24 protein-coding genes are annotated in these 21,834 nt (G+C 35.2%); 14 read left to right on the forward strand and 10 right to left on the reverse strand.

Annotation, left to right across the window (positions count from 1 at the left end):
• The first annotated feature begins 31 nt into the window (after positions 1–31).
• Positions 32–1,390, forward strand: a complete 1,359-nt coding sequence (locus tag HS5_RS04765; RefSeq protein WP_236753020.1) for a digeranylgeranylglycerophospholipid reductase — start codon at positions 32–34, stop codon at positions 1,388–1,390.
• Here HS5_RS04765 and HS5_RS04770 read toward each other — a convergent pair.
• Entirely contained in the window at positions 1,361–2,944 is a 1,584-nt protein-coding gene (locus HS5_RS04770) for a DUF2070 family protein (protein WP_236753021.1), read from the reverse strand. The two genes, HS5_RS04765 and HS5_RS04770, sit on opposite strands and share 30 nt — an antisense overlap.
• Positions 2,945–2,973: 29 nt before the next feature.
• On the opposite strand from HS5_RS04770, the gene HS5_RS04775 reads away from it, so the two are divergent.
• From HS5_RS04775 to HS5_RS04800, 6 genes are read left to right on the forward strand one after another with little or no spacing between them, the layout of a single operon-like run.
• Complete coding sequence (locus tag HS5_RS04775; protein ID WP_236753022.1) at positions 2,974–3,246, forward strand: hypothetical protein; 273 nt, start codon at positions 2,974–2,976, stop codon at positions 3,244–3,246.
• On the forward strand, positions 3,233–4,018 hold the full coding sequence (locus HS5_RS04780; protein WP_236753023.1) for an HAD-IIA family hydrolase: 786 nt from the start codon (positions 3,233–3,235) through the stop codon (positions 4,016–4,018). The genes HS5_RS04775 and HS5_RS04780 overlap by 14 nt, the downstream gene beginning before the upstream one ends.
• A 39-nt stretch (positions 4,019–4,057) precedes the next feature.
• On the forward strand, positions 4,058–5,758 hold the full coding sequence (locus HS5_RS04785; RefSeq protein WP_236753024.1) for a succinate dehydrogenase flavoprotein subunit: 1,701 nt from the start codon (positions 4,058–4,060) through the stop codon (positions 5,756–5,758).
• Position 5,759: 1 nt separating this feature from the next.
• A complete protein-coding gene (locus tag HS5_RS04790; RefSeq protein ID WP_236753025.1) occupies positions 5,760–6,710 on the forward strand; it encodes a succinate dehydrogenase/fumarate reductase iron-sulfur subunit in 951 nt (316 codons plus the stop codon).
• A 1-nt stretch (position 6,711) separates the two neighbouring features.
• Entirely contained in the window at positions 6,712–7,587 is an 876-nt protein-coding gene (locus HS5_RS04795) for a CoB--CoM heterodisulfide reductase iron-sulfur subunit B family protein (protein WP_236753026.1), read from the forward strand.
• Complete coding sequence (locus HS5_RS04800) at positions 7,584–7,949, forward strand: succinate dehydrogenase (protein ID WP_236753027.1); 366 nt, start codon at positions 7,584–7,586, stop codon at positions 7,947–7,949. The genes HS5_RS04795 and HS5_RS04800 overlap by 4 nt, the downstream gene beginning before the upstream one ends.
• 13 nt (positions 7,950–7,962) lie before the next feature.
• Here the strand turns inward: HS5_RS04800 and HS5_RS04805 are convergent, their stop codons facing one another.
• Positions 7,963–9,321: a VWA domain-containing protein gene (locus HS5_RS04805; protein WP_236753028.1), complete on the reverse strand. Its 1,359-nt coding sequence runs from the start codon at positions 9,319–9,321 to the stop codon at positions 7,963–7,965.
• A complete protein-coding gene (locus HS5_RS04810; RefSeq protein ID WP_236753029.1) occupies positions 9,318–10,475 on the reverse strand; it encodes an AAA family ATPase in 1,158 nt (385 codons plus the stop codon). Before HS5_RS04810 ends, HS5_RS04805 begins: the two co-directional genes overlap by 4 nt.
• A gap of 258 nt (positions 10,476–10,733) precedes the next feature.
• Between HS5_RS04810 and HS5_RS04815 the strand changes: the two genes are divergently transcribed.
• The 5 genes from HS5_RS04815 to HS5_RS04835 are packed head-to-tail and all read left to right on the forward strand — an operon-like array spanning position 10,734 to position 15,170.
• Complete coding sequence (locus tag HS5_RS04815; protein WP_236753030.1) at positions 10,734–11,165, forward strand: OB-fold nucleic acid binding domain-containing protein; 432 nt, start codon at positions 10,734–10,736, stop codon at positions 11,163–11,165.
• The gene (locus HS5_RS04820; RefSeq protein ID WP_236753031.1) at positions 11,162–11,443 is read left to right on the forward strand and encodes a PqqD family protein; all 282 of its coding nucleotides are present in this window, start codon (positions 11,162–11,164) and stop codon (positions 11,441–11,443) included. The genes HS5_RS04815 and HS5_RS04820 overlap by 4 nt, the downstream gene beginning before the upstream one ends.
• A gap of 23 nt (positions 11,444–11,466) precedes the next feature.
• Positions 11,467–13,083, forward strand: a complete 1,617-nt coding sequence (locus HS5_RS04825; RefSeq protein ID WP_236753032.1) for a molybdopterin-binding protein — start codon at positions 11,467–11,469, stop codon at positions 13,081–13,083.
• A 49-nt stretch (positions 13,084–13,132) separates the two neighbouring features.
• The gene (locus tag HS5_RS04830; protein WP_236753033.1) at positions 13,133–14,062 is read left to right on the forward strand and encodes a homoserine kinase; all 930 of its coding nucleotides are present in this window, start codon (positions 13,133–13,135) and stop codon (positions 14,060–14,062) included.
• Positions 14,046–15,170 (forward strand): aminotransferase class I/II-fold pyridoxal phosphate-dependent enzyme, encoded by a 1,125-nt coding sequence (locus tag HS5_RS04835; RefSeq protein WP_236753034.1) that lies wholly within the window; start codon positions 14,046–14,048, stop codon positions 15,168–15,170. Before HS5_RS04830 ends, HS5_RS04835 begins: the two co-directional genes overlap by 17 nt.
• A gap of 13 nt (positions 15,171–15,183) precedes the next feature.
• On the opposite strand, the gene HS5_RS04840 is transcribed toward HS5_RS04835, so the two are convergent.
• Together HS5_RS04840 and HS5_RS04845 are read right to left on the reverse strand one after the other, a co-directional pair.
• Entirely contained in the window at positions 15,184–15,498 is a 315-nt protein-coding gene (locus HS5_RS04840; protein WP_236753035.1) for a hypothetical protein, read from the reverse strand.
• Positions 15,477–16,010, reverse strand: coding sequence for a hypothetical protein (locus tag HS5_RS04845; protein WP_236753036.1), 534 nt, complete (start codon positions 16,008–16,010; stop codon positions 15,477–15,479). The genes HS5_RS04840 and HS5_RS04845 overlap by 22 nt, the downstream gene beginning before the upstream one ends.
• Before the next feature lie 131 nt (positions 16,011–16,141).
• Between HS5_RS04845 and HS5_RS04850 the strand changes: the two genes are divergently transcribed.
• Both HS5_RS04850 and HS5_RS04855 read left to right on the forward strand, forming a co-directional pair.
• On the forward strand, positions 16,142–17,140 hold the full coding sequence (locus HS5_RS04850; protein WP_236753037.1) for a DUF1152 domain-containing protein: 999 nt from the start codon (positions 16,142–16,144) through the stop codon (positions 17,138–17,140).
• A gap of 15 nt (positions 17,141–17,155) precedes the next feature.
• Positions 17,156–17,695, forward strand: coding sequence for a hypothetical protein (locus tag HS5_RS04855; RefSeq protein ID WP_236753038.1), 540 nt, complete (start codon positions 17,156–17,158; stop codon positions 17,693–17,695).
• Here HS5_RS04855 and HS5_RS04860 read toward each other — a convergent pair.
• From HS5_RS04860 to HS5_RS04880, 5 genes are read right to left on the reverse strand one after another with little or no spacing between them, the layout of a single operon-like run.
• Positions 17,666–18,199: a KH domain-containing protein gene (locus tag HS5_RS04860; RefSeq protein WP_236753467.1), complete on the reverse strand. Its 534-nt coding sequence runs from the start codon at positions 18,197–18,199 to the stop codon at positions 17,666–17,668. The genes HS5_RS04855 and HS5_RS04860 overlap by 30 nt on opposite strands.
• A 6-nt stretch (positions 18,200–18,205) precedes the next feature.
• Complete coding sequence (locus HS5_RS04865) at positions 18,206–18,961, reverse strand: serine protein kinase RIO (RefSeq protein WP_236753468.1); 756 nt, start codon at positions 18,959–18,961, stop codon at positions 18,206–18,208.
• On the reverse strand, positions 18,958–19,278 hold the full coding sequence (locus tag HS5_RS04870; protein WP_236753039.1) for a translation initiation factor aIF-1A: 321 nt from the start codon (positions 19,276–19,278) through the stop codon (positions 18,958–18,960). The genes HS5_RS04865 and HS5_RS04870 overlap by 4 nt, the downstream gene beginning before the upstream one ends.
• Before the next feature lie 43 nt (positions 19,279–19,321).
• A complete protein-coding gene (locus HS5_RS04875; RefSeq protein ID WP_236753040.1) occupies positions 19,322–20,509 on the reverse strand; it encodes a thiolase family protein in 1,188 nt (395 codons plus the stop codon).
• 33 nt (positions 20,510–20,542) lie between these two features.
• Positions 20,543–21,796 carry a tRNA (N(6)-L-threonylcarbamoyladenosine(37)-C(2))-methylthiotransferase gene (locus HS5_RS04880; protein ID WP_236753041.1) on the reverse strand — a complete coding sequence of 418 codons (1,254 nt, stop codon included), beginning with the start codon at positions 21,794–21,796 and terminating at the stop codon, positions 20,543–20,545.
• Positions 21,797–21,834: the final 38 nt, after the last annotated feature.

The following is a 21,834-nucleotide window of genomic DNA, read 5'->3' on the forward strand; positions in this document are numbered from 1 at the left end:
CCCTCTAAGGATACTAGACTACGGGATCTTTTTGAAAAATAATTATGACGTATTAATTATAGGTGGAGGCTTCGCAGGAGCAACTACTGCATGGCACTTAGCTAATCAAGGATTGAAAATCCTTTTAATAGACAGTAAACCTTGGAATAGAATAGGAGATAAGCCATGCGGAGATGCGGTTAGTAAGGAGCACTTTGATAATCTAGGAATGCCGTATCCAGAAGGAGAACAACTAGAACAAAAAATAGAAGGAATAAAACTTTACAGCCCAGACAATAAGACAGAATGGACTGTAAAAGGAGAAGGATTTGAGATAAATGCTCCCGCATATACTCAAAGACTTCTAAAGGAAGCATCAAATAGAGGAGTAGAAGTTTTAGATATGACTACTGCAATGAAACCTGTATTTGAAGATGGATTCGTAAAGGGAGCGGTTCTTTTTGATAGGAGACATAACCAACAAATGGAAGTTCAAGCTAAAGTTGTTGTTGAAGCTACTGGTTACTCAATGAGCTTTAGAAGTAAGCTTCCCCAAGGGCTTCCGGTTACCGAAAATTTAGATGATAAAGATGCTGACATAGCTTATAGGGAAGTAGCTTATACAAAGGATGATATAGATGAACCACAATACCTTAAGATATTCGTAAACCAAAAAGCTTCTCCAGGCGGATATTGGTGGTATTTCCCTAAAGGAAAGAATAAGGTTAATATAGGTTTAGGAATTCAAGGAGGAATGGGCTATCCAAGTATTTATACTTTTTATGATAAATATTTGAATGAATTTGGTAATGACGTTGATAGAAATAGGTTAATAGTTAAAGGCGGAGCTTTAGTACCTACGAGAAGGCCTATAACTACTTTAGCATGGAACGGGATTTTAGTAGTAGGGGATTCTGCATTTACTGCAAATCCCGTACATGGCGGAGGAAAAGGTTCTGCAATGATTTCGGGTTATTGTACTGCAAAAGCGATCCTTAACGCCTTCGAAGTAGGTGACTTCTCTGCGAATACCTTATGGCAGGCAAATCTATGTTACATTGAAAGATATGGGGCAAAACAAGCAAGCTTAGAACTGTTTAGAAGATTCTTACAGAAGCTCTCTGACGACGATATAAATTACGGTATGAGGAAAAAGGTAATTAAAGAGGATGACTTACTTGAGGCAAGTGCAAAAGGAGATTTACAGTTGTCAGTAGCAGAAAAAGCAATGAGAGTTATTGCAGGATTAGGTAGACCTTCTCTATTGATGAAGTTAAAGACTGTTGCTGAATACATGAAAAAGGCTAAGGATTTATATAGAACCTATCCGGTCGATCCTAAGAATTTAGAACAATGGAGGAACGAAGTTAGTAAGCTATTGTTAGATTTTGATAATCTCATGAATAAATAGGAATACTATCAGTATAGCATAAGGTAGAATTATAGGAATCCAAAAAGTCTTCATTGCAAAACCTCCTACTTTTTCCAATCCTTCTACCATGGACGAGATAACTTTTCCAACTACTCTTGTTTTAACTTTAGTTATTCCAAACTCTATATCTTTTACATCCTCCATCTTTTCCAAACTTTCCTTTACCAGCTCTCTCGATTTACTAATAAGTTCCTCACATACTGTGGCAGGTTGGTAAAGATTACCGAAACTCATTGCAGTACAAGAATGATCGTCTGGAGTAACTAGAATTGCATTAGTTAAATCACTTAGGCTTCCCTCTATTCTTTCCCTTAATCCGTGACATGCGTTATTGGCATAAATATAAATTATAGAGGCTTTTTTCTCTTCTTCTATAGAATAAAAAGATAAAACTTTAACTTTATTGCTACAAAGCCCTTCGCAATTTACTTCTCCTTCCGCATGACCTATTTTAAGTTTCTTATTTCCCAAATATCTACTCTTACTATAAATATAATTCTTAAGAGTTACATATTCTTTTCTGCCTATTTCGCCAACCAAAGATTCATTATGACAATCAACTAGGAAATTATTAGTAGAAATCATATCCCTCCACAATGCTCCAGGTAAGTCATCTATACCTTTAGAAGGTCTTTCAACAAAAGATAGCGTAAACTTATCGAAATTTAGCGCAGTAAACTTAAAACCTCCATATATTTCTTGTGTGATTCCAGAAAAGTTTGCCTTTTCAAACCTAGTATTAAGTAATTCTTTAGCTATCCTTTTAGATTCCTTGCTTGAAGTTATGTCTATCTCATGACTTCCAGGACCGTGAAAGACAAGTGAATTTGGTAGAAATTCCTCTACTTGATAAGGGAACTTTGAGCTTCCTATATCTCCGTACATTCCGAAGTGAATCTGTGGAAGTACTAGATATTTGTCGTTAATCTTTACGGTAAGTATATTTAAAATTGTAGGTGTTGATATTTTATCCAAGAAATCTTCAAGTTCTGAATTCCTATTATAACTTAGTGCCCTTAAAAACGGTCTTATTATTTTTAGGGAAGATATTCCAATAATTTTGTCTCCTTTTCTATTTATCAACGATATGTATGCATAAGACGAAATTCCTACAGCTAATACATAAATGATTCCTAAAATTGTTAATTTTGCCAATATTATTGAGGGAATTAAAGAGGCAATAGATGCCAAAGTTATTGAGATTTTTTCATTATAATCAACTAAAAGTGAGTAGTTAACTAAAGGAATAAATGTTCCGAAAATGAAAACGTAAGGAATTGGAAATAATGAGAGAATCAAATAAATTGCGGAAAATATTGAAATTAAAGTTAGTGTGGTTTTAATTCTTTTACCTAGAATAATTAAGAGAGATACAAAATATAATAGAAATGAATAAAAAAACAATGTGCCTATCTCAAAGCCTCTAAGAGCTACTAGCACGGTTTCAAGCGCATCAATGGAGAAAAGTATTCTTATGTTAGGCAAAGATATTAACTTCGAATAATATTTCCTAGTAACTTTTTCAGAATCCACGAGTAATAGATTGGCAAGGGGATAATAAAATGATTGACAAAGAAAAGTTAGGAGTTAATAAAATAATTCATAACACTTTATCCGGCTGTGATCTTTATATAATTGAGGATAAGGAAGGGAAAACGTACTTAGTATTCTCCTTTGGTAATTATTTTAAAATTATTCCTGCATATCCTGGAAAATGGGATTGTGAAGAATCCCTTTACAAGCCTTTCGGTCTCTTCGGTTTCTTGTTTGAGGGTGAAGATATTAATGAAAAGATAAAGAAAAAATTGGAGGAGTTAAAAAGTGCTGGACTATGATTTAATAATTTCCGATGTTGACGGCGTGATTGTTAGGGAAGGAGATCCCATTTGGGAAAACATTTTTGCGATAAGAAAACTAAAAGAGGAAGGTAAAAAGGTAATTCTCGTTACAAATAATTCTGGCTTTAGTAGAATACTTTTATCTAGACAATTAAATTATCTTGGATTAGAAATATCACCCAACGATATAATAACTAGTGGACTATCTGCGGCAATTTACATGAGGAGAAATACTAATGTAAAAAAAGTTTATGTAATAGGTGAAGAAGGGCTTGTTGAAGAAATGAAGAATTTCAATTTTAGAGTATTATCTACAGAGGAAATAGAAGAAAATAATCCCGATGCAGTAGTCCTAGGACTTGATAGACTTGCCACTTACGATAAATTATCTTCAGGTATGAGATGTGTAGCCAGAGGTTCATTATTCATAGTTACTAATATGGACAGATTATGGCCATCTAAGGATGGATTAAAGCTGGGAGCTGGAGCACTTGCATCTTCAATTATTTATGCACTTAAGAGAGAGCCTGATTTTATAGCAGGAAAACCTAACAAGTGGATAATAGAAGTTGCAATGGAAATGACTGGAATAAAGGATCTCTCTAAGGTACTCGTAATTGGAGATCAACTAGAGACTGATATTAAAATGGGCAATGATATAGGAGCTGATACTGTATTAGTTTTAACAGGAATAGCTAAAAAGGAAGATGTAGAGAAGAGCAATATAAAACCAAGAGTTGTTGTAGAAAACCTCTCATTGTTAATTTAAGATTAAACGCTTTTTAATCCTTTTAAAAAATTTAGAGACATGGAAAAACTTTCTTATGATGCGATAGTCATAGGAGGTGGATTAGCGGGCTTAATGGCTGCTCATGAGATAGCTGTTTCAGGGTACAAAGTTGCAGTAATATCCAAAGTTTTCCCTACAAGATCTCACTCATCTTCTGCAGAAGGAGGAATTGCAGCGTATATAGATGGAAATTCTGATCCTAATGATAATCCAGATTACATGACTTACGATACGATAAAAGGAGGAGACTTTCTAGTAGATCAAGATGCTGCAGAGCTGCTTTCCAAAAAATCTGGAGAAATTGTAAGAATAATGGAAAGTTGGGGAACATTATTTAACAGACAACCTGATGGTAGAGTAGCTATAAGATATTTCGGTGGCCAAACTTATCCCAGAACCAGATTCGTAGGAGATAAAACTGGTATGGCGTTACTCCATACTTTGTTTCAAAGAGTCTCTGGCTTAGATATAGATTTTTACAGTGAGTGGTTCGCCTTAGATTTAATTAGAGACGATAAGAGAGTCGTAGGAGTAGTCGCAATGGAAATGAAGTCAATGACTCCAGCATTCTTCAAGACTAGAGCTATAGTTATGGCAACAGGAGGAATGGGAATGCTTTATGCTCATTCTACTAACGCATATATAAATACAGGTGATGGTTACGCAATTGCTTTAAGAGCAGGAGCCGCATTAAAAGATCCAGAATTTGTGCAATTTCATCCTACTGCACTTTATCCATCAGATATACTGATAAGCGAGGCAGCTAGGGGAGAAGGTGCTATTCTAATTAATAATAAAGGAGAAAGATTCATGGTTAGATATGCTCCTAGAAAGCTAGATTTAGCCCCTAGAGATATAACTTCCAGAGCAATAATAACTGAAATTAGGGAAGGTAGAGGATTCCCAGGAGGATACGTGGGTTTAGATTTAAGGCATTTAGGTGAAGACTACATTAAAGAAAGATTAGCTTTAGCTTACGAGGCAGCGATGAACTTCTCTGGTGTTGATGCTACAAAAGAGCCGATACCTGTTAGGCCTGCACAACATTATTACATGGGAGGAATTGATGTGGACATTACTGGACAGAATCCGGACTTAATAGGATTATTCGCTGCAGGTGAAGCGGCGTGTGTATCTGTTCATGGAGCTAACAGATTAGGTTCAAACTCACTACTTGAAACTTTAGTTTTTGGAAGGGAAACAGGAAGGACTGTAGCTAAGTTCTTGTCTGAACATAAAGAGGAAGATAGCAACAACTTAGATAAAGAAGCAGAAAAAGTAGTAGACGACGCATACAAATTCGTTAAGAGCGAAAGCGGAGTCCATTTTGGAGAGATTCTAAATAAGCTTAGGAACGTTATGTGGGAGAAGGTAGGCATATTTAGGGACGAAGATAACATGAAAGATGCACTATCTCAAATAATTGAATTAAGGAAGATGAGCTCTTCCATGTATGTACTAGATAAAAGTAGTACATACAATACGGAATTCTTTAATGCATTAGAGCTTAGGAATATGTTAGATTTAGCTATAGTAATAGGAAGAACCGCAATTGAAAGGAAGGAATCCAGAGGCGCTCACTTTAGAACTGATTATCCTGAAAGAGATGATAATAATTGGTTAAAGCACACTATAGCTTATCTAAAAGGAGAAACCGTGGAAATTACTTACAAGCCCGTTAGGATTACAAAATGGAAACCTGAACCCAGGGTGTATTAAAATGAGCGAAGAAGAAAAAGAAATAGTTATAAAAATAAAAAGATCTTCAAAAGAAAAAGGAAATTGGTGGCAGGAATACAAGCTAAAGGTAGATAGATTTACTCAAATGACTGAAGTCTTAAGGAGAATAAAGACAGAGCAAGATCCTACGCTAGCGTATAGAGCGTCTTGTCATATGGCAGTATGCGGAAGTTGCGGAATGAAAATTAACGGTGAACCTAGGTTAGCATGTAAGACTTTAGCATTAGATATTGTAAAGAAGTACGGTAAAAACGAGATAACTCTTGAACCAATGGATTACTTCCCCATCATTAAGGATCTAATTGTAGACTGGACTGACTTTTACAATAGAATGTTCAAAGTTAAACCTAGACTATATCCATCGAAAGAAGTACTGGAAGGAAAGGCAGACCACAGACTTAAGCCTGAAGATCAGAGAGAATTATGGAAATTTGAACAATGCATATGGTGTGGTCTATGTGTTTCAGCTTGTCCTTCAGTAAAGAACGATCCAGAATTTTTAGGCCCTGCTGCACATGCTAAAGGCTACAGATTCCTCGCAGACCCTAGAGATACAATATTTGATGAAAGATTAAAGATTCTTATAGATAGTTCCTGGAGATGTACTTATTGCTATCAATGCTTTAACGTCTGCCCAAGAGATATTGAGCCAGTGACTACTATAAAGAAGACGAGAGCATATACTAAGTTTGTGAAAGAGAAAACTCCAGTATCTTTAACTGGTGAAAAACATGCTGAAGCTATAGCTAAAAGTATAGAAGATACAGGAAAAATTGAAGAAGCAAAAGTGTATATTTCAACTTACGGATTATTAACAGCGATAACAGACATGATTTACGCAATGCAAAACGGTAAGTTAAAATACGCATTAGTTACTGATACGAAAGTGAAAAATATGACACAAATTAGAAAAATAATGGAAGGTGAATAAAATGAAGGTCGCTTACTATCCTGGATGCGCAACTCACGGATTATCTAAAGATGTAGACATAGCTACAAAGAAAGTAGCTGAGGTTCTAGGATTAGAATTAGTAGAAGTAGAGGATTGGAACTGCTGCGGTGGAGGATTTTTAGATGAATATAATGAGAAGGCTCATGTTTCACTCAATTTGAGGAATTTATCTACAGTAGAAAAGATGGGAATGGATAAAATGGTAACTCCCTGTAGTGTGTGCTTACAAAGCCATAGACTCGCAGCCTATAAATATAAAGAGAATAAAGATTTGAGGAAGGAAGTAGATAAAAAGCTAAAGGAGACTAGTATAAACTATTCAGGAAAAGCTGAAGCGGAGCACATAGTCTGGGTTCTTGTTAGGGATATAGGATTAGAAAAAATAAAGAAGGCAGTAAAGAAACAATTAACAGGGTTAAGGGTTGGTGCATATTACGGTTGTCAAATGCTAAGACCAGAGCAGATAATGGGATTTGAACCGTCATTTAATCCTCATAGCATGGAAGATTTAATAGCAGTAACTGGGGCCACTCCTGTTAAATTTCCAATGGCTACAGCTTGCTGTGGATTCCCATTAATGGGCAGTAATCCTAAAGTTGGACTAAAGCTTGCATACAACGTGTTAAACTCTGCTAAATCTCAGAATGCAGATATCTTAGTTCATCCTTGTAGTTTATGCCATTTACAGTTGGATGTAACACAACTAAAGGTTAAAAATGAATTCAGTTTACCTTGGACCTTGCCAGCAATTTACATAACACAACTCCTCGGGCTTGCGTTCGGATTCTCTGCAGAAGAACTAGGAATTGGTAAATTAGCTCAAGAAGTATTGAAAAATAAGGGGATAATACAATGAGCGAAGAGGATAAGATAATAGATTCTCTAAAGAAACTTGGTGCAACATTAGGTAATTGGTACGAGGTCTATGAGAGACCTGGAAGACCTCCATTTGGGAAGGAAGTTGAATATAAAATAGGAGATATAATGTGGGGAAAAGTTCACTTAAGATTAGATGGAGATCTTTACATTTACATTATATCAAAAATACCGTTCAATTGGAAGGATAGAGTAAAGGATCTAAAAATAAAAGGTTCTATAGAAGACGCAGCAGGAGGTTTAATGTGGATAAAAACAGATCCAGAGAATGTATATGAAGATTTAGACTTTATAAAGGATTACTTGGAGAAAATCAAGAAAGAAAATACTAAAAGTAAGTAATTTTTTTGTCTCATTATGCCTCTACTACTTTAAGTAAATCGTTTTGATCCAATTTATACACTACAAGATACGTGTCAGATATTCTCCTTAGATCGGCATTATCTCCTCTAATCATTACGCTAATTAATGTAGAGTTAGCATCTTTTAGAGACCTCCTTACTGTAGTTTCCGCAATCTTGTCTTCACCATCTGTCAGTATTATTACCTCACTAACTCCTTTAACATGACCTTCTTTTATATCTTCACAAGCTGAAATTACTGACCTGCTTATATCTGTACCTCCTCCTCCTCTTATTTTTCCTATGTATTCTATCATCTTTATTACGTCCTTACTTTTTGCATTTTTTATTACTTTTATTAAAGGATAAGGAATATTATCGAAGAACCTTAAGTAAAAATCTCTGTTTTCTCTCCTAGCTCTACTGTATAACGCTAATGCTACTGCCTTTGCCCATAATATCTTCTCTCCATCCATACTGCCTGATTTATCTAAAAGTAAATATATAGGACCCAAACTTTCCTTTATCTGTTTTTGATAAAGCAATAGTTGACTCTCTGCAAGTCTTACATAGAATAGTTCCTCTGGCATTGCTAATTCTGAAGGAACTATCCTCTCTAAGTCCGAACCTTCTTCATAGCCAAATAATTCTCCCTTAGAGTATCTTGTAGTCTTCTTTTTAGTTAAGCTTCCTAATTTTGGTATTCCACTTAAGAATTCGAGGATTTTCTTTATTTCAGTGTTCCTGGCAAGCCTCAATACTTCATGCACATCTCCCTCGAAGTTAAGTACGCTCCCGGTTCCAGCCCCATTACCCCCTACAATTCTTTGCATACTCCTAACAGCGTTTGCATCTTCCGCAGCTTTAGAAATAGCTTTCTCATGAACTTGTTTTAAGAGTTTCTTTGAGGATTCATTAGTTTGTCCTTGCTGTTCCTTCTGTTCTCCTCCTTCTTTACCTTGAGAACCTTTCATTAAGCCGTTAAGAATCTGCTCTGCCGCCTCCCTTTCTTCTGCTGATTGTGAAGTTCTCCTTATTCTTTCTAATTCCTCAATTAAGTTCTGTATATAACTTACTGAGAGGGCCATGCTTACTGCTGAGTTAGCTATAGAATAATTCCTGTTTTTTAGTACTAAATCTGAAGACAAGGTCATATCCAGCAAAGAATATTTTATTGCATCTCCTTGCGGTATATCCGATTTGGACTTTAATAGCGGTAAAGGTAAATAATGAACATAGTAAGTATCAACTAAGAAGTCTGGATCTATATTTGAATCTTTCCCGGATATTTTCTTTAACGTGTAAAGAATTCTATCTCCCCTATATTTAATTATAGGGTCATCATAATCTATTCCTACTAAATATCCAGTCATGTGTAAATCCCCAACTTTCTGCCAACTTTTTCCAATAATTTATCGATCTCAGCACTCACTTCTTTTGAGAACTCCTCAACTTTCTCGTCACCGCTTTCCTTACCTAAAGCTATTACCCTATCCCTAGTAGCTTTAAGCGACCTTATTAAATCAATTAATCTGGGATCTGACTCGCTTGCCGCATCTACGTACTTGCCTGCCTCCTTTATATTGTTGTATATTTCATTCAATTCCCTCATATATTTTATAGGGGTCTTCAACTCTTCAGATAATAGAGCAGAAACTTTCTCGAAGTCATCTATTTCTTTAGGTGCTATGTATTTTAATACTATCAAATCTTCTTCAGTTGCCTTTAATCTGCCATTAAGTAATGCGTGAGCTGAAATAATCTTAAGAACCTTACCTTTTCTTCTATCGCTTAAATGAATTCCTTTCTCTTCTAGCATAGCATAAAGTTTAAGTAATTTACTCTTTACAGGGCTTAAATCCACTTCGGTTAAGAAAGTGTATATCTTATCTAAATCTTCTACAGTCATTAATGGAGAATCTACTCTCCATTTGTTAGTAAATTCCAATTCCCAAGCAGATTCTATTAAGTTCTTCCACATTTCCTCTCCTACGGGCTTAGCGTAGTGCCTTAACAATAACCTATCGTAAAGTGCCTCCAATTCTGGCTCGTCTGGAACCCTGTTGCTTGCACTTATTAATGTCCTTAAAGGAACATTAATTACGTTATACCCATCATAAATTACTCTTTCGTTTAGTAACGAAAGCAACGCATTTAATATTGCACTGTTTGCGTTAAATATCTCGTCTAGAAATGCGATTTCACTTTCTGGTAACCTATCTTTAGTTATTCTCTTATATATTCCCTGCTTTAATGCATTTATATCTAAAGCGCCAAATAATTCCGCAGGTTCTGTATATTTAGTTAGCAAATACATGAAGAACTTTGCATTTAACAGATCAGCGGCTCTTCTTGCTAATGCGGACTTTGCTGTTCCAGGTTCTCCAATTAATACTACGTGCTCCTTGGAAAGTAATGCTAGAGTAATGACCTTAGCTTCCTCTTCCCTACCCACAAAGGGACTCCATAAAGCTTCTAAAAACTTCTTTGGGAGTTCAAGGACTTTATTATCCACTTGCATTCCCATATAGATGAATTGTATTTCATAGCTTATAAAGAAAGGTTAAGAAAATAACCTCAGATTATTATTACACTATGAAACTAATTTAACTCTTCTATTTAAAATAAACGCTAGTTAAAAGCTCAAAAGATTTTATAAAGAAAAATCTTCGTTTAGATTAAATTTTTTGAAGATTACGATAATATCCAACTAAAATAAGCTCCACATAAGATTTAAATATATCCGTAATAAGGATATATTAACAAATCTCGTGAGTCGGGACATATGGAAGAGAAAATAGGTAATCTAAAAGGTGGAATGGAAAATATAAATGTAATTGGAAGAGTTCTCCAAGTTGGAGAACAAAAAGTTGTGCAAACAAGAAACGGACAACGTACAATTAGAGAAATCATGATTGGAGACGATACAGGTAGAGTGAAGCTAACTCTTTGGGGAAATCAAGGAGATACCTTAAAAGAAGGACAAGTAATAAAAGTTGAGAATGGTTGGACAACTGTTTTTAAAGGCCAAGTACAATTAAATGCAGGAAGCAGATCTAAGATTTCTGAGACTCAAGAGGAATTACCCGAAGCTGACCAGATTCCAGAGACAGTGCCGACTGACAATTCACCGCCAAGGAGAAACTTTAGAGGAGGAAGAAGGAATTTTAGAGGAGGAAGAAGACCTCCACAGAGAGGCGGAGAGGAAGAAGAATGAACTTTGACGATGTTAAGGATAAAAAGCCCCAAAAAGTAGGAGAATTTGTAGATAAGGCTGAAGACGGAGATAACTACATTATAAAAATTTCTGAAGATAAGATATTCGAAGTTGCTCCAATAGCTTACTATATATGGGCAATGTGCGACGGAAACAAGACAGTAAGCCAAATAATAGATGAAATAAGCAAGGAAGCAAACATAGAAGTCGATCAATTAAGAGATCCCATAACTGCCGTATTAGAACAATTACAACAAGCTTCTCTCATAACATTATAAGCCATTTTTGCACTATATTTTTTATGAGAGCTATTCTTCCGGAAGATTCTCTTTTATCTGCAGAAGATGCTCTATCCATTTACATATCAAAAGTTCCTCCTAAAAGGAAAGTTAAGGAGATAAACATAATAGATTCTCTAAATAAGATTTCTGCGGAAGATATATATTCCAGAATAGATCTTCCACCTTTTTCCAGATCAACAGTTGACGGCTTTGCTATAAAATCTTCATTTACTCCAGGAAAATTCAAAATATCTGGAAAAATAAATATTGGAGATTATAAAGAATTTGAAATTTCTGAAAATGAAGCGGTTGAAGTAGACACCGGGGCAGTTATTCCTAAAGGAGCAGACGCGGTCATAAAGATTGAAGAAACTAAAATCGAAGGAGAATACGTTGAAATACCTAAAAAGCTGAACTTTGGAACTAATGTAGCATGGATAGGAAGTGATGTACCTAAAGGTACGCAAATAGTCTATAAAGGAGAGAAAATTACTCCAGAAAAAATAGCCTTCCTGGCGTCTGCAGGAATAAGTAAAATAAAAGTTTACGAGTCTCCATCTGTTTACGTTATATCTACTGGAGATGAACTTGTAGAACCTGGTAATGAACTTCAGCCAGGAAAAATATACGAAAGTAATATTCATTTCCTAGTCTCGAGAATAAAAAACGATAACTATAGTGTAGTAGGCTATAAGCTTGTAAAGGATAATGAGAAGGAAATAGAAGATGCAATAAATGAAGCTAGTAAAATTGCTGATGTGATAATTTTAACTGGTGGAACTAGTGCAGGTGAAAAAGATTTTGTTCATCAAATAATTAGAAAAAAAGGAGAGATCATAGTTCATGGACTAAAATTCAAACCAGGTAAGCCTACATTATTGGGCAAATTTAATGGAAAACCAATATTCGGACTGCCAGGTAATATTGTTTCTACAATTATGATATACGATAGAGTAATTTCCAAGTATTTATCTTTAATGAGAGGACATGAAAATGAACAAGAGGAAAATGAGGTTGCAGAGTTATTACTTCCAGTTAAGGCAGATAAAAAGAGGTTTACTTACATTCCAGTATACTTAGTTGGAGGATTCGCGATACCCATTCCTTTTGACAGCTACATGGTAGGTAGCTTTTCTTTAGCCGACGGATTTATAGGTCTTGAACCGGGAGTAGAGCTTAAAGAAAACGATAAGGTTAAGGTTACTATAAAGAGAAGAGACAGCAGAATTACGCTCATAGGAGAAGAGGATAAGAGATTTGAGTCATTACCACTAAGGAAAATATATTTAGGATCTCAAGTTTCATGTAAGGCTTTAGAGAAGGGAATAGGAGATATTATAGTAGTGAGCTCACTATTCTGCGCTCCAGAAAAATACGACTATACAATAGAAAGGAGAATACTGGAACAAGGCGAAGGAGACGAAATAGGCTATTTTGATTGGCTAGGAATAAGTAAATTTAATAGGCATCCTTCGATTAAATTAAAGTCTCCTTCTACCGCATTGAACTTTATAGGTAAAGCAAAAGTATTTGCTCCTGAAGGATATATTAGTGAAGGTAAGGAGATAGGTAAGGAGAAACTTTTCGTAATTGTAAGGAATAAGGAGGCTTTCAAATTCCTAAATGGAATTTTTTAAGAACACACAAATCTGAAAAACCTTAAATGTAATGTACATATTTTTAGCTATGTCAGCAAAAGCTGAGGCTTACTCAAGTTCAGCTAATTTAGGCCCTGGTTTTGACATCTTATCGATGGCCCATAATGCATTTAAGGATATTGTAATCGCAAAAACAATTAAAGAGAAGGGAAGAATAATAATTAGGAGTAATAATCCCAAGATCCCTTTAGATGTAGAAAAAAATTCTGCAGGTTTAGCTACAAAAATTCTTCTCCAAGAAAAAGGGATAGATGAGGGAGTTGAAATTGAAATAAAAAAAGGAATTCCCTTTGGCTTAGGTTTAGGTAGTAGTGGTGCGTCTTCCGTCGCGGCAATTGCCGCAATAAATGAACTTTTCGACCTAAAGCTGGACGAAGAAGAGATGGTAAGATATTCAATGCTCGGAGAACAAGCTTCTTCAGGATCTCCTCATCCCGACAACGTTGCAGCAAGTGTTTATGGTGGAATAGTTGCTGTAACTTCAGTTTCTCCAGTAAAAGTAGTTAAAATTCCTGTTAATATTGACTTTAAAATTCTCTTAATTTCTCCACAAGGAGAAAGGGAAGGCAAAACTAAAAAAGCAAGGGAAATACTGCCAAATAAAGTAGATTTATCGCTTTACGTTAAAAATTCAAGATACTTGGCATCTCTCCTTTTAGGCTTTAGCAAAGGTGACAAATATCTGATAAGGCAAGGATTAAATGATGAAATAGTTGAAGTAGCCAGAGAGCCTCTTTACCCTCATTATAGGAAAATTAAGGAAGTCGCAATACAAAATGATGCTATAGGAAGTTGTGTTAGTGGAGCTGGACCTACAGTTTTAGTCCTTTACGATGAAAATACTAATGTCGAAGAGATAAAGAAGAAGAGTCTCGAAATTTGTAAAGAATTCACTCTTACTTGTGATTTTACCACAGCAAAATTAGCAGGTGGTGTTAAAGGTGAGAGACTCAACTAAGGCTGTAAAAGAGTATATTGAAGACTCAACTAAGGCAATAACTACGCCAATTTATCAAACAGTAGCATTTATGTTTCCTGAAGGAGAGAAATTTAGGTATTCTAGAGAATCTAATCCAACAACCTTAGAATTGGGGAAGAAAATTGCCGAGCTTGAAGGAGCTGAAATTGGTATTGCTTTCTCTTCAGGAATGGGAGCAATTACTACAACACTATTAAGCCTTCTCTCTCCAGGAAAATCATTACTAGTAACAATGGATATGTTCGGTAGGAGTTTGCGTTTTTGTAAAGACTTCTTATCAAACTGGGGAGTTAAAGTAACTATTAGTAAACCAGGGAATGAGAACTTACTTGAGTTAGCTAAAAATCATTTTGATGTAATATTCATAGAGAATATAACTAATCCGTTACTTCGCGTTATTAATTTACCAGAAATTTCAAAGATCGCTAAGGAAAATAATAGCCTCTTAGTTGTTGATTCAACTTTTGCAACTCCTATAAACCAAAAGCCCATAGAGTTTGGAGCTGATATTGTTATACACAGCGCATCTAAATTCATTGCAGGACATAACGACGTGATAGCCGGACTTTCAGCAGGTAAAGAGGAACTTATGAAAAACGTCGACCTAATGAGGAGAACTATGGGAACCTCTCTTGAACCTTTCCCTGCATACTTGGTAATAAGAGGTATGAAAACGCTCAAAGTGAGAATGGATGTTATAAATAGGAATGCGGAACAGATTGCAGAATTTTTAGAAGATCATCCTAAAGTTACTAGAGTTTACTATCCAGGGTTAAAATCTCATCCTGATAATGAGATAGCCAGAAAAGTTCTCAAAGGTTTTGGCGGAGTAGTAAGCTTTGAGGTTAGGGGAGGCAAGGAAGAGGCTATCAAAGTTATGAATTCTACTAAAGTTATAATCCCTGCACAAAGTTTGGGAGGAGTCAACTCATTAATTTCACATCCACCCACAATGAGCCATAGAACTTTAACAGCGGAGGAGAGGAAGATAATAGGTATTAATGATTCATTACTGAGATTATCTGTAGGGATAGAAGACGTTGAGGATTTAATTGAGGATTTAGACCAAGCTTTAGGCAAAATTTGAATTAATTTTTAATCTAAATTACTGCCTTTATCTCTCTTTTTAATTCATCTTCTAGCATTGCTTTTATTTCAATTCTATGAACTCTGGTCAAATGTAGAAATAATCCTCTTTTAGTAAAAGGGCCTTTATTACAAAGCTTACAGTAGAGTAAATGATTTTGTTCATAAGATAACCAAAATGATACTTTATCCATTACCCTTTCAGCCATATCTTTAGAAGAGTAACCTACAGCTCTGACAATCTCATCTTCTTTTACATTTATTAATGAGGCTTTCTTAACCGTTAATTCTATCAGTTTTTCAGCAGTTATTGAGATTCCGCTATCCATTTTGACCTCACTGAGGAAATTCCTATAGCTACTACCAATATTGCCAGTAGTCTTCTTAACTTTAAATAAAAGTCCGACGTGTCCAAAACTGTTGCGAAATCGTTAATATCTACCCCTAAAGACCTTAGGATTCTTTCAACTCTAACTTCTGTATCGGCGTAATTATATATAATTTCTCCATTATCTAATGATTTTTTTAAATCGATTAAGTCATCCAAAGTAACTGCAAGCTCATCTTCTGTAATCTCATCGAATACTTGTGTTAATTTCTTCTTTATCCTGCACCCAAGCATTTCAGCTAAGCCCGGATAGTATTCTATAGGAGCCATTTCAATTATCCACGCGTCAGCATATTTTCTTACAGTTTCATTAACTTCTGGTAACTCTCCTTCAATTTCTTCCACTATTGAAGCTGCAGCAACTATGTGAGCCAAAGCATGACCTACTTTTATTTCCTCAGTAGTGCTAACATTATTATTATTATAATTCGATTCAATGCTCAATTCAACCACTCAATCGTAAAATTAAGACCTTTAAGTTTAAAGTAAGGACTCATATAATACATGGAAAGTCTAGAGCTTATTATTTAAGCTTAGCATATGATTGTAAAAAGTATAAAGTGCCAAAAACTATTTTAAGTAATATGAAGGCTTTAGTCTTTGGAATAGGTGGAGGCGGAGATATTTTATCGGCATTGTTGCCTTATACGTATTACAGAAAGCTAGGATATGAAGTTAAATTGGGAGCGGTAGTATGGGAAAGATATGTTGAAGATCCTCTGCCTGGACCTATATGTAAGGAGGATTTAACTAATTTCGATGAGGTAAATGATTATGTTTACAGAGTATATCCGAATTCTTACGCAGTAAGAGGAGGAATAAAAATAGTACCGCAGTTAATGAGAGTTTTAAAGGTAGTGTCGGACTACGGTTTTGCAATATGCAACAAAGGAGGAGACGTAGGAATGACAGAAGCTTTGAATGATCTCATAGCTAAGGAGAAATTCGATCTAGTAATAGGAGTTGATGCTGGAGGAGATGTTTTAGCTAATGGCGATGAGAAGGGTTTAGGTAGCCCATTAATAGACTCAATTTCTTTAGCATCCTTAGTTTCACTCAATTCAATGTCTATTCTAGGAATTATAGGCGCAGGAAGTGATGGTGAGCTTGATCATAATTACGTATTAAAGAGGATTTCCGAGGTTGCAAAGATAGGCGGTTTACTCGATTCTAAAGGAATAGACGAGGATACAGCAAAAATTATGGAGGAGGCATTAAAAATTGTGAATACTGAGGCATCGAGAATACCTTTTGAGGCATTCCACGGCTTATACGGTGAAGTGAAAATTAGGAACGGAACCAGGAATGTTTATGTAACTCCAACGTCTTCCATCATGTTCTTCTTAGACCCTAAGAAGTTATCTCAAATTTCAGGAATTTATAAAATAGTAATAGGCTCTAAAAGTTTAGATGAGGCTAATGAACGGTTCCATAAATTTGGGATATATACTGAATACGATTTTGAAAAAGATTTATTTGAAAAATTTGGATTTAATTCTAGAAATGCAAAATATGATGATTTACAAAGGATAAGAGAAGAAGGTATTTCAAGAGTAAAATCTGGAAATGTTTTTAATTCTTAACGTTATAAAATGCATGTGAATAGTTTAGAAGAACTGATAAACGAGTACGGATTTACAGATGAGGAAATCAATTTTGCCTTAGAAAGAGCTAAGGGTATAATATTTGGCTTTGCAATGGAGTACAGAGCGAGGAAGGTTCTTGAGGAATATAATTTTACGAATATTAAATCCGTAAATCTTCCTACTCATGATATTGAAGCAGAAAAAGATGGAGAGAAATACTATGTGGAAGTGAAAGCTAGTAAGAAATCGCCCACTAAGGAATATAGCGCGTATAAAATTGCAATGATAGCACAACTTCATGGAATTCATCTAACCCTAGTTATGTTACCTTCCCCTAAACTTTACATTACTGAAGAGATTTTAAGCGAACCGAAAAGAGTACTTTTGGAATTTTTCAAAATACTGTTTAATAATGAAAGCGAAAAACTTAAGGAGTTCTTATCTAATGATAAAAACAGGAAGATAGTAGAATCTTACAGTAAAGTTATAGTTCATTACTCTCCTGAAATAAAAGACTTAACGTCACTTGAGATTATAAGACCTGTTCTTTGATAAGTAAACTAGTTCTGCTTCAGCTTTGTCCAGGTATTTATAAACAGTAGAGTGTTCTCTTCCTTCTATTAGCATTTCTATTGCCTTTCTAGCTATCTGAACTTGATCATAAATTCCTATAATTGAAACGTAATGATCTGTTATAGATATTGAAACACCAGTATATTCTTGAATTATTTTCTTCGCTTTACCGTTTTCACCTATAATTCTACCTTTTATTCTTCTTAAGGTATCTGGATTGCTTCCCAATATTTGTTTTAAATCTATAACATCAAGCATATAATCGTCTGAAAGTAATTTTAATGACTCATCTACTGAAAATCCAAGGCCTATAGCCCTTATAACTGAAATTACTTTGATTGCCTCGTAAGGATTTTGAGAGGATTCAACGTTAAAAGTTTTAGTGTTTTCATCGTAGATTATTTCGACCCCGCTAAGTTCCTTCAATTTAGGTATAAGGGATTTTACAGCATTTATTTTCTCATCTTGTACGCTAACGAACATTGCCATTCATTTAGTTATATTTAATCTCTTTAAAATATCTTCAGTAGAGTAAACTTCAATACCCTTAGATGAGAAAAACCTATTCACGTTTTCTATGTCTCTAATCAATAAATCAATTGAGCTTTCACTTTCTATCGAAATTGCTTGACTTACGTCTATAATATAAACTTTATCCCAAACCATTATATTATATTCGCTTAAATCTCCGTGAATGAGCTTTGCTTTATTAACCATTATTTCAAGCTGAGAGATTACCTCATCGTATAAGTCTTTGCTTATTTCTTCCTCTGAAAGTTCCTTCAAAAGCGGTGCTCTAAATCCATTTTCACCAATAAAATCCATAACTAGTATGTTTTCTTCGACCCAAATTGGTTTGGGAACGTTTACCCCAGCCTCATACATGATACTTAAATTTTTGAATTCTTTTCTTGCCCACGTAATTATAAGTTTTCTTGTATTTGTAGCTTTTATATCTTCAAATCTTTTATCACCAAAAGTATACTTTTGGATTGCCCTTTTTGAGGCTGAAGTTGAAATATAATATATTTTTACTGCATAATACTTACCATCGGCAGTCTTCGCAGGATAAACTTTAGCTTCTTTTCCTGAAGAAATAGCACCTAAATAATAATCAATATTTAACCTGCTTGCAATTTCCTCTAATAATAAGTAAGTTTTAGGACTTAGGGTAGAATCAACTACTTTAAAAAGATCCTCATCTTTTCTCCTTTTTTCAACTTTTTTCTTTTCAAACAATTTTATCCTCTTAATTGATCTAATACTTCTTTGTCAATTACACCTTCGTCGAGTAACTTCTTTATTTCATCGTGCATGTATTTATGCATGATATCTGCTTTATCAGGCTGAAAATCCCAAGGGGCGACTAATACAACATCCCCTTCTTTTATCCAAGTTTTCTTCCTCATTCTACCAGGTATTCTGGCAGTTCTTTGCTTACCATCAACGCAAAGAACAATTATATGTTCAGCTCCTAACATTTTCTTAACCACGCAGATTACTTCGCCCTCTGCAGGCTTCATTACTTCCCTAACCGGTACTTCCGGATCTTTTTTAGGCAACTATTTGACCACCTCTATACTATTTTCTCTCGCTCTTAAAAAATTATAGAGGTCTTAAAAGTTCAATAGCCATTGCAGTAGAACCTCCAGTACCGTGACAAATACTTGCAATTCCTCTTTCTCCTTTCATTTTAGATAAAACGTTTATTAAGGTAGTTACTATTCTTGCACCGCTTGCACCTATTGGATGACCTAAAGCTATAGCTCCGCCAAAAACGTTAAGTTTATCGTAAGGAATACCTAGATATCTATTAGCTAAAACGCTATTAACGGCAAATGCTTCATTATTCTCAAAATAATCAAACTTTGAAATATCTGTATTCAATTTCTGTAAAAGTTTCTTTACTGCAAAGATAGGTGCTTCAGTGAATTTCCAGCTCTCTATTCCTGCCCAAGAGAATCCTAGAACTTTAGCTAAAGGATCTACTCCAAACTCTTTTACTGCTTTTTCGCTCATTAAGACAAGAGCGGAAGCACCATCAGATAATTGCGAAGAATTACCAGCAGTATGAAAACCGTCTTTGCTAAAGGCAGGTCTTAGTTTAGATAATTTTTCTATAGAAGTATCTGCCCTTATTCCCTCATCTTTAGATACTAAATTTCCGTTAACCTCTACTGGGACTATTTCGCTAGCAACTAAACCCTTTTCCGTTGCTTCTGCTGCCCTCTTATGGCTTTGATAAGCTACTTCGTCTAGTTCTTGCCTAGTAAAATTATGAGCCTTAGCTACCATATCTGCTTCTTCTCCCATTAGTTTCATGTTAAACGGATCAGTTAATCCGTCCATGAGCATAGTATCCACGAAATCTAATTGCTTACCCATAAGCATTTTGACGCCCCACCTAACGTTAGACCTCACTGCGAGTGCTGCTTGGCTCATGCTTTCCATTCCTCCAGCTACTACGATATCTGCATCTCCAGTCTTTATTAGTTCAACAGCGTTAGTTATGCTCATCATTCCAGAGGAGCAAACCATATCCACAGAATATCCGTCGACCTCGTACGGAATTCCGGCTTTAACTGCTGCTTGCCTTGCTAAGTCTTGACCGAATGCGGCCCTTAATATATTACCCATAATTGCTATGTCAACCCTTTTAGGATCAACGTTAGCTCTCTTTAACGCTTCTTTTATTGCTGTAGCTCCTAAATCTACTGGGCTTATATCCTTGAATACTCCTCCAAATTTTCCTACTGGAGTTCTAACTGCCGAAGCTATGTAAACTTCTGTCATAGCATTATATCAGTATAAAACAATTTAAATTTTTTAAACAACAACTCCTTTTAGATCAAAGAATGAATAATCAATTATTTCTACGTCATACCATTTCCCAATTTCTACTCCTTCTAAAACTACCGGAATATAATTAAGCGTTCTTCCTATTATTGAATCTTTCTTACCTTCTTCAGTCGCTATTACTTTCATTCTCTTATTTAAATACTCCCTATGAATTGAGAGAGAAAGATCTTCATATAATTTATAAGCTATCTTCATTCTCTCTTTCTTTACTGCATCTGGAATCTGTCTCATTAACGCACTTCTAGTATTAGGTCTTATGGAATACATTGCTAAATGAACCCTTTCAAATTTAATTTCTTTCATAAGCTGAAGTGTATTTTGAAAAGCATTCTCATCTTCTCCAGGGTGACCCACAATAATATCAGTGGTTATATTAACGTTAGGTATCTTATTTCTAGCTTCTCTTACAAGATCCTTGTATTCATCTACTGTATACTTCCTATTCATAATCTTTAGGACATTGTTGTCTCCGCTTTGGACGGGCAAATGCAGGAATTTAAACATTTTGGGATTTTCCATTACATCAAGAATTCCATCAATATCCCTTGCAAACTGCTCCGGAGTCATCATACCAATTCTTACCATAAAATCGCCTTCTACATTTACTACTTCATTGAGTAGATCAGAAAGCTTTATTCCTCCACTAATATCTAATCCATAAGCAGCTGCATCTTGACCAGTTAATTCTATTTCAACGGCACCGTTCTTCACTGCTTCTTTTACTGCTTCTACAATATTTCTCATTGAATAACTTCTTAGTGTCCTTCTAGCTAGTTTTGTAATACAAAAACTGCAATCTCCTGCGCAACCGTCAGCAATAGGTATTATGGAAATTTTACCTTCAAAGATCCTAGGAGCTATTTCGCTTCTTTCGGCATTTATTGAAAATACTTTTTCTCCTTCAACAGCATTAACTATCTTTGTTAGGGCTTGAGGACCTATTATTGATGCGTCCGGAGCCAACGTTTTTACTATACCTGGCTCTGCACCAGAGAAACATCCTGCAACCACTAGTTTTTTGCCAAATTTCCTCAGTTCTTTTATTCTGGATTTCATTCTTTCTCCGGTTTCAAGTCTAACGTCACAAGTGTTTAGTACTATAACGTCTGCTTCTTTAGGATTCATAACAATTTCGTGATTTCTCTGCCTTAGTAAAGTCATCATTATGTATGTATCTCCTCTATTTAGCGCACAACCATAAGTTTCAAAGTATACCTTCATCTCAACACATATATAAACCTCTATTGCTTTTATAGTCT

The organism is Acidianus sp. HS-5, from assembly GCF_021655615.1.
GTDB lineage: Archaea > Thermoproteota > Thermoprotei_A > Sulfolobales > Sulfolobaceae > Acidianus.

Bases quoted from the DNA above. Each gene is read 5' to 3' on its own strand.
- HS5_RS04775 (WP_236753022.1), top strand. From the start codon at position 2,974: ATGATTGACAAAGAAAAGTTAGGAGTTAATAAAATAATTCATAACACT.
- HS5_RS04785 (WP_236753024.1), top strand. From the start codon at position 4,058: ATGGAAAAACTTTCTTATGATGCGATAGTCATAGGAGGTGGATTAGCG.
- HS5_RS04790 (WP_236753025.1), top strand. From the start codon at position 5,760: ATGAGCGAAGAAGAAAAAGAAATAGTTATAAAAATAAAAAGATCTTCA.
- HS5_RS04795 (WP_236753026.1), top strand. From the start codon at position 6,712: ATGAAGGTCGCTTACTATCCTGGATGCGCAACTCACGGATTATCTAAA.
- HS5_RS04800 (WP_236753027.1), top strand. From the start codon at position 7,584: ATGAGCGAAGAGGATAAGATAATAGATTCTCTAAAGAAACTTGGTGCA.
- HS5_RS04805 (WP_236753028.1), bottom strand. From the start codon at position 9,321: ATGACTGGATATTTAGTAGGAATAGATTATGATGACCCTATAATTAAA.
- HS5_RS04810 (WP_236753029.1), bottom strand. From the start codon at position 10,475: ATGGGAATGCAAGTGGATAATAAAGTCCTTGAACTCCCAAAGAAGTTT.
- HS5_RS04815 (WP_236753030.1), top strand. From the start codon at position 10,734: ATGGAAGAGAAAATAGGTAATCTAAAAGGTGGAATGGAAAATATAAAT.
- HS5_RS04820 (WP_236753031.1), top strand. From the start codon at position 11,162: ATGAACTTTGACGATGTTAAGGATAAAAAGCCCCAAAAAGTAGGAGAA.
- HS5_RS04825 (WP_236753032.1), top strand. From the start codon at position 11,467: ATGAGAGCTATTCTTCCGGAAGATTCTCTTTTATCTGCAGAAGATGCT.
- HS5_RS04830 (WP_236753033.1), top strand. From the start codon at position 13,133: ATGTCAGCAAAAGCTGAGGCTTACTCAAGTTCAGCTAATTTAGGCCCT.
- HS5_RS04840 (WP_236753035.1), bottom strand. From the start codon at position 15,498: ATGGATAGCGGAATCTCAATAACTGCTGAAAAACTGATAGAATTAACG.
- HS5_RS04850 (WP_236753037.1), top strand. From the start codon at position 16,142: ATGAAGGCTTTAGTCTTTGGAATAGGTGGAGGCGGAGATATTTTATCG.
- HS5_RS04860 (WP_236753467.1), bottom strand. From the start codon at position 18,199: ATGTTCGTTAGCGTACAAGATGAGAAAATAAATGCTGTAAAATCCCTT.
- HS5_RS04875 (WP_236753040.1), bottom strand. From the start codon at position 20,509: ATGACAGAAGTTTACATAGCTTCGGCAGTTAGAACTCCAGTAGGAAAA.
- HS5_RS04880 (WP_236753041.1), bottom strand. From the start codon at position 21,796: ATGAAGGTATACTTTGAAACTTATGGTTGTGCGCTAAATAGAGGAGAT.